Below are 11,237 nucleotides of genomic sequence, written 5' to 3'. Positions count from 1 at the left end.
TGAGGAGTCGCGCCATGGGGAGTTCCACGGAGGAGACGGGCCTGGCCAGGCTGGCCGCGACCGTCGAACGCCTGCGCGCCGAGCTGGACGAGGCCCGCCGCGCGGCCGACGACCGCGCGCTGGTCGAGCTGGCGAAGGGCATCCTGGTCGAGCGCCTGCGCTGCGCCCCGGCGCAGGCCGCCGCCCAGCTCGCCACGCTGGCGGCCAGGACCGGCCGGTCCCTGACCGAGCTGGCGGCCGACGTCGTCAACCGCACCACCCCCGACCCCGTCACCACCCCGACGGCCGATGCGGAGGCCGGAGGCGGGGCGGCGGGGGTGCGGCTGCGTACGGCCGAGAGCGCGGCACTCGGCGCGGCCGACGTGCAGGCCGCGGCCCACGCGGTGCTGGAGACGGCCCTCCTGCCCATCGGGGCGACGGCGGTCGCGGTATGGGTGGCCGGGCCCGACACCTCGCTCACGCTGGCCGGTCACGCGGGCTTCGGCGCCGAGGAGGCAGGGCTCTGGCGGCAGGTCCCCCCGGGCCTGATCACCCCGGCCACCAGCACGCTCCTCCAGCGCCGCACCCTGTGGCACGACAGGCCGGGGCCGCCCTCGATCGGCCGCCACCAGCTCACCGGCGGCCGGGTGACCGCCCTGGCCCGGGTGGCCGGGCGGGTGCTCGGCGTCCTGGAGGTCTGCTGGCCGGAGGACCATCCCCAGCCCACGCCCAGGCTGGAACACCAGATCGAGGCGCTGGCCGACCTGTGCGCCCTCACCCTGAACGCCCCCGGCCCGCCCGGCCACGCCGACGCCGCCCTGGCCGAGCTGGCCCACCTGGCCGACTCCCTGCCCGACCCGGCGTTCGTCCTCGTGCCGCACCTCGATCCGCAGGGCGACGTCGCCGACTTCCGCATCCACCACGCCAACGGGCCGGCGGCGGTGCGGGCGGGCAGGCTGCTGCTGGAGGCGTACCCGTTCGCGGCGGGCGAGCTGCTGGCCAGGGTCGAGCACGTGCACGCGACCGGTGAGCCGTTCCACGCCGCCGACATGTCCTTCACCGCGACGTCCGCGTCCGGCGTCAGCATCACCCGCCACGGCGGGAGCGTGCTGCTCGTTCGGCGCGACCTCGACGACCAGGCCCGCCTGCTGGAGCACGCCCAGCGCCTGGGCCGCATCGGCGGCTTCGAGGAGAACGCCCTGACCGGCGAGATCACCTGGAACGCCCAGATGTTCTCCCTGTACGGCCTGCCGCCGGACGCCCGGCCCGTCCCGCTGGAACGGCTGCGCGATCACGTGCACCGCGACGACGAGGTGGCCGTGGGCCTCTTCCTGCGCGCGGTGCTGCATCACCGGCGTCCGGCCGCGACGGCGTTCCGGCTGGAACGTCCCGACGGGGTGGCCCGCCACCTGCGGGTGGTGGCCGAGCCGGCGTTCGGGCCGGACGGGCGGCTGACGGCGGTGCGGGGGGCGTACCAGGACGTCTCTCCGCAACACTGGACGGAGGTCGCGCTGGCCGTGACCCGCGACAGGCTGGCCCGCACCGAACGGCAGTCCGCCGCCCGCAACCGCCTGGCCCTGCAGCTCCAGCACGCCATCATGCCGCCCTCGCACGGCCGCATGGACTCCTTCGGCCTGCGCATCGCGGTCCGCTACCGTCCGGCGCAGAAGGAGGACCTGGTGGGCGGCGACTGGTACGACGCGGTCGTCCTGCCGTCCGGCTGCGTGCTGCTGTCGGTGGGCGACGTGGCCGGGCACGGCGTCGAGGCCGCGACCGGCATGGTCGTGCTGCGCAACGCGCTGCGTGGCCTGGCGACGACGGGCGGCGGCCCGGCGCAGCTGCTCGGCTGGCTCAACCTGGTCGCCCGCCACCTCGCCGACCGCATGACCGCGACCGCGATCTGCGGCGTGTACGACCCCGCCACCCGCGTCCTGCGCTGGGCCAGGGCGGGGCACCTGCCGCCGATCCTGCTGCGCCGCGCGCGGGGCACCGAGCTGCCGATGGTCAAGGGCCCGCTGCTCGGCGCGTTCGCCGACGCGGTCTACGAGGAGGGACGGCTCCAGCTGGAGGCCGACGACACGCTGCTGCTCTACACCGACGGCCTGATCGAGCGGCGTGACCACAACCTGCGCCACGCCCAGGACCGGCTGCTGGCGGTCGCCTCGCGTACGGCGACGACGCTGGACCACCGGCTGGACGACCTGCTCACCCACTGCAACTCCGACACCGACGACGACACCTGCCTGATCGGCGTGCACGTGCGCTGAGCCGGGCCGCAACCCGGGGTCAGGTCGCGGGCGGGAGCAGGCCGAGCCGGTCGAAGGCGGCGGCCACGCTGGGGGCCAGCGCCGCCGGGTCGTCCCCGGCGACGGCGCGGCCTGCGGTGTAGCAGGCCAGCGCGAGCTGCGGGGCCAGGGCCGCCGTCTCGGGCGCGGCGCCGTGCTCGCGCAGGATCTCGGTCATGGTCGCGGCGAGGAGCCGCTGTTTGCGCGCCGTACGGTCGCCGAGCTCGGGATGATCGGCGATCAGCCGCTCGCGCAGGACGTAGCGGCCGGGGTCGCGGGTGGCCCCCGCGCACACGGCGAGGGTGAGCTCGCGCACCTGGGCCAGGGCCTCGGGCAGGCCGGGCGGGCGGTCGCCGCGCAGCGCGCGGTGGCGGGCGGCCAGGTCGTCGATCCGGTCCTGCTCCCCGGCGAAGAGGACCTCCTGCTTGTCGCCGAAGTAGCGGAAGAACGTCGTGCGGCCCACCTCGGCGCGTTCGGCGATGTCGGCGACGGTCACCTCGTCGTAGCCGCGCTCGGCGAAGAGCCGGTAGGCGGCCTCGATGATCTCGTCACGGGCTCGCCGCCGCTTGCGGACGCGCAGTGAGGGCTGGGTCACGTGCCCCAGTCTAGCGCTCCCGGACGCAGTCCCTTATGGTACGGAGTACCAGTTGGTACGAGATTCCATTGGAGTGGACATGCGAGCCGTGCAGATCACCGAGTTCGGCGGCCCCGAGGTCGTGCGCGTACGGGAGGTGGACGAGCCCCGGCCCGGCCCCGGCCGGGTCGTCGTGGACGTCTCGCGCTGCGGCGTGAACTTCGCCGACACCCTCATGCGCGAGAACGCCTACCTGGCCGCGACCACGCTGCCGGTCATCCCCGGCGGCGAGGTCGTCGGCAGGACCGCCGACGGCCGCCGCCTGGCCGCCCTGACGGACCGGGGCGGGTACGCCGAGAAGGCCGCGATCACGGAGGCGAGCGCCTTCGCGGTGCCCGAGGACCTCGACGACGTCGCGGCGGTCGCGCTGCTGGCTCAGGGGCTGACCGCGTGGTGGCTGGTCCGCCACACCGGCCGGGTGCGGCCCGGGGAGAGCGTGGTCGTGCACGCGGCGGCGGGCGGCGTCGGCTCGCTGGCGGTGCAACTGGCCAAGGCGGCGGGCGCGGGCCGGGTCATCGCCACGGCGAGCACGCCCGCCAAGCGGGAGCTGGCCCTGTCGCTGGGCGCGGACGCCGCCGTCGACCCGGCCGCCGCCGACCTCACCGGGGCCTTGCGCGCGGCCAACGGCGGCGAGCCCGTGGACGTGGTCCTGGAGATGACCGGCGGCCGGGTCACCGACCAGAGCCTGGCGGCGCTGGCGCCGTTCGGCCGGCTCGCCTTCTACGGCATGGCGGGCGGGGTGGAGCCCGAGCCGGTCGCGCCGCGTGCCCTCCAGCGCCGATCGGTGACCGTCAGCGGCTTCTGGCTGTTGAACGCCTTCGAGCGGCCCGCCGTCCTGGCCGGGGCGTACGCGGAGATGGCGGCGCTGGTGACGGCGGGCGAGCTGCGGGTGGTCTCCGGCGGCGACCGTCCGATGTCGGAGGTGCGGCAGGTGCACGAGGAGCTGCGGGAACGGCGTACGACCGGCAAGCTCGTCCTCGACCCGCGCCGCTAGACGAGGGCGCCTACGGGGCGGCCAGGCGGCGGCCGAGCCCCTGCATCGGGCGTTCGAGGAAGTGGTAGCTCAGCCGGCTGGCCGGCAGCACGAGCGCCAGGAAGAGCACGCTGACGCCGATCTGCAGCGGCAGCGGCGACCAGCGCATCTCCCCCGCCACCTCCATCACGACGATGAGCAGCGGAAGGTGCACCAGGTAGAGGGAGTAGCTCATCAGCCCGAGCCAGGTGAGCACGGCGGGCACCCGGCGGGCGCGGAAGGCCAGGCCGGCCGCGAACGTCAGCCCCGCCAGGACGACGGTCGTCCCCCACACGTCCGGCTGCACCCACCACCAGCCGGCGTTGAGCGCCCAGAAGGGGGCGACCGTCACCAGGGACGCGGCCAGGGCGACCGGCCACAGCGGGCCCTCGCCGCGTTCCCAGCGACGCAACGCCGTGCCGGTGAACATGACCGCGAGGATCGCCGCCCCAAACCAGGGGACGCGGCTGCTCAGCAGCAGCAGGGCCAGCGCCATGACGCCCAGCGCGCACGCCGCCGCGGTGCGCAGCCGACCGGTGATCAGGCAGGCCAGACCGGCGGCGAACACCGCGAACGACACCCAGGCCAGCCAGCCGCCGGTCAGCGGCGCGCCGCTCAGCACGAGGCCCGCCACGAGCGCGACGACGCCGAAGGCGACGGCGATCAGCCCCCGCCGGTCGCGTACGCCGGTCACGAACAGGGCGGTGACCAGCAGGTAGAAGACCATCTCGTAGGAGAGGGTCCACATCGTGTTCATGACGCCGGCCGAGCCGACGACGTCCAGCAGCATCGTGGCGTGCGCGGCTGCCGAGGAGGCGTCCCTGGGCACCTCGGCGCGTACCGGGATCCACCAGGACAGCGACAGGACCACGGCGATGACGGCGAGGTAGAGCGGGTAGAGGCGGAAGGCGCGGCCGATCCAGAAGGCGCGCACGTCGCCGTGCCGCTCCAGCGACGAGGGGATGATGTAGCCGCTGACCAGGAAGAACACCAGGACGCCGTACACGCCCAGGTTGAAGAAGGTCGGACGCAGCCAGGGCATGGCCCAGGTCGTCAGGTGCTCGCCGACGACCGAGAGCGCGCCGATGCCGCGCAGGGCGTCCAGCCACGCGAGCCTGGACGCAGCCGGGCGAACGACCTGGGGGGTGCCAAACGGAACAGTCGTCACGCACACCAACGTATCGGCATGTCGATCGTCGGCGAGGCAGGGCCTTGAGTACACCCTTACTCAGGTGTCGGCGGGTGCTCTGACCTGATCCTGGCGGGTATGGATGGTTTTCTCGACGCCACTGTCGAGGGCGTGACCGAGCTGCGGGTGCACGGCGTGTCCGGCACGCCTCCCGCGGACATCCTCAACCACCCGCATCCCTGGCAGGTCACCGGCGACGGCACCACCGGGTTCTACCGCCGCTGGTGGCCCGCCGGGCAGCCGGCCGGCGAACACGTGGACGTGCCCGGCGTACGCCACCGCGAGGCGTACGCGTGGGGCGGACTCACCTCGGGCGGGCGGACCATCGCCCTGTGGCTGCTGTTGTCGCCGTTCTCGCTGGCCAACCTGGCCTACTTCATGTTGCCCCGGCCGGAGGGGGCCTGCGCGGAGGGGGCCCGGCTGGAGAGCGCGCGGCGGTTGCGGCATGCGGTCGAGGCGGCGTTGCGGCTGTTCGCGCTGCTGCTCACCGGCACGCTGGTGGGCGCCGTGACCAGGTGCACGGTGGACCTCGTCGGCTGGCAGTGCACGGCCCCGGGCCGGGCCTGCACCCTCGACCCGGCTCCGGCCTGGCTGCGGTGGATGGGCGCGCTGTGGCCGTCCGCCGACTCGCCGCGGCTGGCCGTCGCCTCGCTGGTGCCGCTGGTCGTGGTGCTCCTGCTGTGGGCGGCGGCCCGGCGGACGTGGGAGCGCGACGAGCAGACGGCCATGCCGCGCGACGGCGTGGCCCGTCCTGACCTGCTGCTGGCCCGGCCGCGGTTGTGGCAGGGCGGCGCGCCTGTGGGACGGTTGCGGGCCGCGCACGTCGGCTTCTCGGTCGCCTCGATCGGGGTGGCCGTGTCGATGCCGTTCGCGGGGTCGGCCGCCGGGCTGGCGCTGTCCCTGGTCAACGGGGTGCCAGCGGTCGCGGCGATGGTGCTGGTGCTGCTGCCGGGCACCGCCCGCCGGGCCGATCCCGGCGCCCCCGAGCGCGGCGGGCGGCTGCTCGACCGCGCCTGCGTCCTGGTGCGGCTGCTGGCCCTGCTGGCCTACGCGGGCACGTTCGCGGCGGCGCTGGCCGGGATCCCGCCGGGGCCGGCGGCGTCCGCGCGGCACACGGCCGCGCCGGGGGCGGGTTCGGTGCCGTTCGCCCTGACGGTCGTGCTGGCGGTGCTCATCCTGGCCGGCACGTGGCGGCTGGCCCGCCTGGACCGTACGGGCGAGCCGCGGGCGATGGGCGGGGTGGCGGGCTGGTTCGTGCTGATGGCGGCCACCGGCGCGGCGAACGCCCTGGCCCTGGGCGTGACGTTCTGGACGGCCTCCTTCCTCGGCGTGCCCGACTCGCCGGAGTCCCTGGCCCACGGGGAGGCCGTGGGCCGCAGGCTCTTCCTCGACGACTCGGTCTGGTGGACGGCCGCGCTGATCCCCGTCCTGGCCGTGGGTCTCGGCTGTGCGGCGGCCGTCCTGCTGCGGATCCGCCGCGCGTACGCGGCCACCCTGCGGGACGGGCTGGAGGGGCCGTACGGCGGGCGGGCCAACGGCTGCGCGGTCGCCGACACGTGGGCGCTGGCCTCGCTCACCGACCGGGCCGGGCCGGCGCTGGGGCTGGTGACGTGGATCGGCCTGGCCGGGTTCGCCGCCGTGACGGTGATCAACCTGTCCCGGCTGCTCCCGCCGAAGGGCGGCGTCGCGGGGCTGCTCGCCACCGTCGGCGCGTGGGCGCTCACCACGGTCGTCGTGGGGCTGGTGCTGCTCGGCCGGCGTACCTTCGGCGACTCCCGGTTGCGCCGGACGATCGGCATCCTGTGGGACATCTGCACCTTCTGGCCGCGGGCCATCCACCCGCTGGCCCCGCCCTGCTACACCGAACGTGTGATCCCCGAGCTGGTGGGCCGCCTGGACACGCTCACCCACGGCGAACGGGACCGGGTCGTCCTGTCGGGGCACAGCCAGGGCAGCGTGCTGGCCGCCGCGCTGGTGCTGCAACTGCGGCCGGAGGTCGCGGGCCGGGTCGGGCTGCTCACCCACGGCTCGCCGCTGCGCCGCCTGTACGCCGCCTTCTTCCCCGCCTACTTCGGCCGGGCCGGGCTGGCCGCCGTACGGGCCACGGTGACCTGGATCAACCTCTACCGGCTGAGCGACCCGGTCGGGGGGCCGGTGTTCGGCCGTACCGATCCGTTCGCGCCGCCCGCGCCGGCCGGGTCGGTGGACCGTTTCTGCTGGGACCCCGCCCGGCCGGGCCCGCACGAGCCGCTGCCCCGGACGCGCTGGCACTCCGACTACTGGCTGGAGAGCTCGTACGACGACGCCCTCGCCGCCCTGCTCCCGCCGGAGGGGCACCCCGCCTCCCAGGCGCGCCCGGACGGCGGGTGAGCCGGCCGGGTCAGGCCCGGCGGGCCGCCCAGGCGGTCCGGGTGGAGCGGAGGACGAGGTCGCGGTGGCGCAGGGCCTCCGGGTGGTCCTCGGAGAGGAGGCGGTCGAGCGCGGCGAGGTCGGCGGCGGCCAGGTGGCCGTCGAGCCTGGAACGGTAGCCGCTGAACACGGCGTGCGCGTACCGGGCGACGCCGCGGACGCCGCTCGGCGACGACGGCCCCACCTCGATCGGGAAGTCGCGCCGCGCGGCCACCTCGATCGGGAAGTCGCGTCGCGCGGTCACCTCGAATCCGGCCGCCGTCAGCGGCGGCGTCCATTCGGGGTAGGCGTCCGGGCCGGTCCGCGCCCGCGTCACCGCCTCGCGGCAGCGTACCTCCAGCGCCGCCCCGGCCTCGTCGGGCAGGAAGCGCGGCAGCCCGTCCATCTCGACGACCGCCAGCAGCCCGCCGGGGTTCAGCGCGGCGTGGACCTCGCGCAGCAGCCGCGCCGGCTCCTCGACGTGGTGCAGCGACGCGGCGGCCCACACCAGGTCGACCGGGCCGACCGGGGGCAGCGCGAGGTCCAGGTCGCCCTGTACGGCGCGCACCCGCTCCCCCAGCCCCCGGCCGACCGCGGCCGCGCGCACGCGGTCGAGCATCACCGGCGACCGGTCGACCGCCACGATCGTGGCCGCCGGGAACCGCCGGGCCAGGGCCAGCGTGCCGGTGCCGGTGCCGGCGCCCAGGTCGGCGACCGTGCGCGGGGTGCCGGCCGCCTGCTCGGCGACCCAGGCGGTCAGCTCGTCCAGGTAGGTTCCGAGCAGCTCGGCGTCGAGGTCGAGCATGTCCGCCAGCCGGGACTCGCCGCCGTGCGCATGCTCATGGGCGTGGTCGTGGTCGTGGGCGTGGTGAGGGTGTGCTTCCATGCCTTCCACGGTAAGGGGATGCTGCGTATGACGCATACACTCTTGCCTATGACGCAAGAACTGGACCTGGACGCCGTGGTCCGGCGGCGTATCCGCGGCCTGCGGCTGGCCCGCGGCTGGTCACTCGACGCCCTGGCCGCGCGCTGCCGGCTGAGCCCGTCCAATCTGAGCCGCATCGAGACCGGTCATCGCCGCATCGCCCTCGACCAGCTCGTACCGATCGCCCGCGCGCTCGGCACCACGCTCGACCAGCTCGTGGAGTCCGCCGACGACGAGGACGTAGTGATCCGGCCGCTCCCCTGCGACCACCCGGGCATGACCGTCTGGCTGCTGTCCCGCGAACGTTCCCTGCACGGCGTGACGGTCGCCAAGATGCGGATCACGCCCGAGCGCCCGGCCGGTCCGGAGGACCTGAAGGTGCATCCGGGGCGCGAGTGGTTCACCGTCCTGTCCGGGACGGCCCGCCTGCTGCTGGGCGAGCGGACCGTCCTGGTCGAGGCGGGGGACGCGGCCGAGTTCTCGACCATGACCCCGCACGCCCTCGGCGCCCACGACGGCCCGGTGGAGCTGCTCACCATCTTCGATCACGACGGCGAACGTTCCCACCTGCACGACGCTCCGGCGTGAACGGGGAGGGCGGGACGGTCAGGCGCAGGTGTATCCGGACGGGAGCGTGGTGTCGCCGTCCGGGCGGGTGGCCTGGAAGCCGAGGCTGGTGGTGGCGGCCCCGGGGGCGAGGGTGCCGTTGTGGGCGGCGTTCCTGATGGTCACGGTGCGCCCGCTGACGGTGACGGCGCCGTTCCACGACCCGGTGAGCGTGTGGCCGGGCGGCAGCGTGAAGGTGACGGTCCAGCCGGTGATCGTCGAGGTGCCGGTGTTGGTGACGGTCAGCGGCTGGATGACGTACCCGGTGGCCCATTGGGTCTGCACGGTGGGTACGGCCGCGCAGGTTCCGGTGGGCGTGCCGGGCGAGGTGGTGACCTCGACGGTGTTGGAGACGGGTGAGAGGTTGCCCGCCGCGTCCCGGGCCCGTACCTGGTAGCGGTAGGCGGTGCCGGGGCTCAGGCCGGTGTCGGTGTAGGAGGTCGTGGCCGGCGTTCCGACCTGGGCGAACGTGCCGCCGCCGGTCGCGCGCAGCACCTCGTAGCCGGTGACGCCGGTGCCGTCGGAGGAGGCCGTCCAGGTCAGGGTGGTGCCGGTGGACGTCGTGCCCGAGGCCGCCAGTCCGGCCGGCGCGGTCGGCGGCGAGGTGTCGCCCCCGCCCGCGGTCGTGGTGAAGGTGACCGGCTGCGAGGGGACCGACAGGTTGCCCGCGCCGTCCCGCGCCCGTACGTACACCTGGTACTGCGTGCCGGCGGTCAGCCCGGTGAGGCTGATGGAGGCGGCGGTGGACTGCCCGAGTCGCGGGTCGGTGGCGCCCTGCTCGCGGTGGACGTCGTAGCCGGCCAGGCCGGAACCGCCCTGGTCGGTGGAGGGGGTCCAGGTCAGCGTGGCGCCGCTCGCGGTCACCCCGGAGACGGCCGGGGTGCCGGGCGTGCTCGGCGGGGTGGTGTCGGCGGAGTCGCCGAGCGTCGGGGTCTGCCAGGTCCGCCAGTCGGCCAGGTTGCCCGCCGCCTTGGCCGAGACGCGCATCGCGCCGGGCGCGCTGCCCGTGCGCAGCAGGAACTTCTGGATGTTCTGCTGGAGCGGGGTACGCCATTCGGGCCTACTCGCGCAGTGGGTGCCGTCCTGGACGTCGGACCAGTAGGTGATGTTCTCGCCCGCGCCGAGCGCCTTGTAGACCTCCGCGCCGCCCAGGGCCGCCACGCTCGCCGAGCGGGGGCCGAGGTTCGTGATGTGCGGGTTGTCCATGACGAACAGCCCCCGGGGCGCGACCATGGCCACCATCTCGTGCGTGTCCACGGGCAACCGGCCGGGGCTGCTCGTGAAGGCGCCGAACGCGTCCCCGAGCCACGGCTGCTCGCCGTACGCGCTGCTCAGGCTCTGGGCGCCCTCACCGGGGATCCCGCGGAAGATCGGCACGCCGGCGCTTCCCGACTCGATCGGCATGGTCAGGGCGATGCGCTGGTCGAACGCGCCCGCCACGAACGCGCCCTTGCCGAACCGCGAGCAGCCGGTGACGCCGGTCGCGTCCGCCTTGAGCACGCCGCCGCCGGACTGCTCGATGACGTCGATGATCCGGCTCACGCCCCAGGCCCAGGCGAGCAGCAGGCCGGTGCTGCTGGACGAGCCGTAGACGTTGTAGAACGCGCCCTGCTTGTTGCTGCGCGGCGTGCCCTCCTTGCCGACGGCGTAGGGGTCGTAGCTGATGACGGCGGCGCCGGCGGCCTTGATGGCGGCGGTGTCCGCGCCGAACCCGCCCACGACGACGACGGCCGGGAAGGGGCCAGTGCCGCTCGGCACGTCCACGCTCGCCGAGAAGCTGCCGCTCCTGCCGTTGTTCGAGACGTTCACGGTGATGCCGGTGCGGGAGACCGTTCCGGTGACGGTCGCCGGTTTCGGGGGCTTCTCGCCGTAGACGAACTTCTCCGCCAGCTTCTTGATCTCCTCCCGGCGGCAGCGCCACTCGGAGCGGGTGGACAGGCGGGTGCCGTCCAGCTTCTTGAACGGGTCGGGCAGCTTGGCCTCGGTGGGCAGGGATCCGGCGTCGGGCAGGCCGGTGACGGCGCAGTCGGCGCCCTCGTCCTCGACGCCGGCGGCCGCGGTCGCGGGCGGGCTCGCCGCCACCGCTCCCACGATCGAGAGCGTCGCCGCCATCGCCAGGGCGACGGCTCTCGTACGGGCCTTGCAGCTGTTGAACACTGGGCTCTCCCTTCCGGGCGGGGGTCGCCGCTCAGTCTGAGAACCCTTCCGAAACATGTCAA

Annotated in this window: 8 protein-coding genes; 4 read left to right on the top strand and 4 right to left on the bottom strand. The window is 74.9% G+C overall.

Annotated elements, in window-relative coordinates:
- The first annotated feature begins 14 nt into the window (after positions 1–14).
- The gene (locus tag IEZ27_RS00340; protein ID WP_189645337.1) at positions 15–2,246 is read left to right on the top strand and encodes a SpoIIE family protein phosphatase; all 2,232 of its coding nucleotides are present in this window, start codon (positions 15–17) and stop codon (positions 2,244–2,246) included.
- A 19-nt stretch (positions 2,247–2,265) separates the two neighbouring features.
- Here IEZ27_RS00340 and IEZ27_RS00335 read toward each other — a convergent pair whose 3' ends face one another.
- The gene (locus tag IEZ27_RS00335) at positions 2,266–2,859 is read right to left on the bottom strand and encodes a TetR/AcrR family transcriptional regulator (protein ID WP_189645336.1); all 594 of its coding nucleotides are present in this window, start codon (positions 2,857–2,859) and stop codon (positions 2,266–2,268) included.
- 79 nt (positions 2,860–2,938) lie between these two features.
- Here IEZ27_RS00335 and IEZ27_RS00330 point away from each other — a divergent pair, with 79 nt between their 5' ends.
- The gene (locus IEZ27_RS00330; RefSeq protein ID WP_189645335.1) at positions 2,939–3,892 is read left to right on the top strand and encodes a quinone oxidoreductase family protein; all 954 of its coding nucleotides are present in this window, start codon (positions 2,939–2,941) and stop codon (positions 3,890–3,892) included.
- Positions 3,893–3,902: 10 nt separating this feature from the next.
- Here IEZ27_RS00330 and IEZ27_RS00325 read toward each other — a convergent pair whose 3' ends face one another.
- The gene (locus IEZ27_RS00325; RefSeq protein ID WP_189645334.1) at positions 3,903–5,078 is read right to left on the bottom strand and encodes an acyltransferase family protein; all 1,176 of its coding nucleotides are present in this window, start codon (positions 5,076–5,078) and stop codon (positions 3,903–3,905) included.
- 99 nt (positions 5,079–5,177) lie between these two features.
- Between IEZ27_RS00325 and IEZ27_RS00320 the strand changes: the two genes are divergently transcribed.
- Entirely contained in the window at positions 5,178–7,469 is a 2,292-nt protein-coding gene (locus IEZ27_RS00320) for a hypothetical protein (RefSeq protein WP_189645333.1), read from the top strand.
- A gap of 10 nt (positions 7,470–7,479) precedes the next feature.
- Here IEZ27_RS00320 and IEZ27_RS00315 read toward each other — a convergent pair whose 3' ends face one another.
- Positions 7,480–8,373, bottom strand: coding sequence for a class I SAM-dependent methyltransferase (locus IEZ27_RS00315; protein WP_189645332.1), 894 nt, complete (start codon positions 8,371–8,373; stop codon positions 7,480–7,482).
- A gap of 48 nt (positions 8,374–8,421) precedes the next feature.
- On the opposite strand from IEZ27_RS00315, the gene IEZ27_RS00310 reads away from it, so the two are divergent.
- A complete protein-coding gene (locus tag IEZ27_RS00310) occupies positions 8,422–9,000 on the top strand; it encodes a helix-turn-helix domain-containing protein (protein WP_189645331.1) in 579 nt (192 codons plus the stop codon).
- Between the two features lie 18 nt (positions 9,001–9,018).
- Here IEZ27_RS00310 and IEZ27_RS00305 read toward each other — a convergent pair whose 3' ends face one another.
- Positions 9,019–11,175, bottom strand: a complete 2,157-nt coding sequence (locus IEZ27_RS00305) for a fibronectin type III domain-containing protein (RefSeq protein WP_229822994.1) — start codon at positions 11,173–11,175, stop codon at positions 9,019–9,021.
- Positions 11,176–11,237 lie beyond the last annotated feature (62 nt).

This window comes from Nonomuraea spiralis (assembly GCF_014648435.1).
Lineage (GTDB): Bacteria > Actinomycetota > Actinomycetes > Streptosporangiales > Streptosporangiaceae > Nonomuraea > Nonomuraea spiralis.
This window is presented reverse-complemented; position numbering and strand designations above follow the sequence as displayed.

What these genes read in the sequence shown, in the direction of transcription:
- IEZ27_RS00310 (WP_189645331.1), top strand. Translation starts at nt 8,422, where the DNA reads ATGACGCAAGAACTGGACCTGGACGCCGTGGTCCGGCGGCGTATCCGC.
- IEZ27_RS00340 (WP_189645337.1), top strand. Translation starts at nt 15, where the DNA reads ATGGGGAGTTCCACGGAGGAGACGGGCCTGGCCAGGCTGGCCGCGACC.
- IEZ27_RS00315 (WP_189645332.1), bottom strand. Translation starts at nt 8,373, where the DNA reads ATGGAAGCACACCCTCACCACGCCCACGACCACGACCACGCCCATGAG.
- IEZ27_RS00330 (WP_189645335.1), top strand. Translation starts at nt 2,939, where the DNA reads ATGCGAGCCGTGCAGATCACCGAGTTCGGCGGCCCCGAGGTCGTGCGC.
- IEZ27_RS00320 (WP_189645333.1), top strand. Translation starts at nt 5,178, where the DNA reads ATGGATGGTTTTCTCGACGCCACTGTCGAGGGCGTGACCGAGCTGCGG.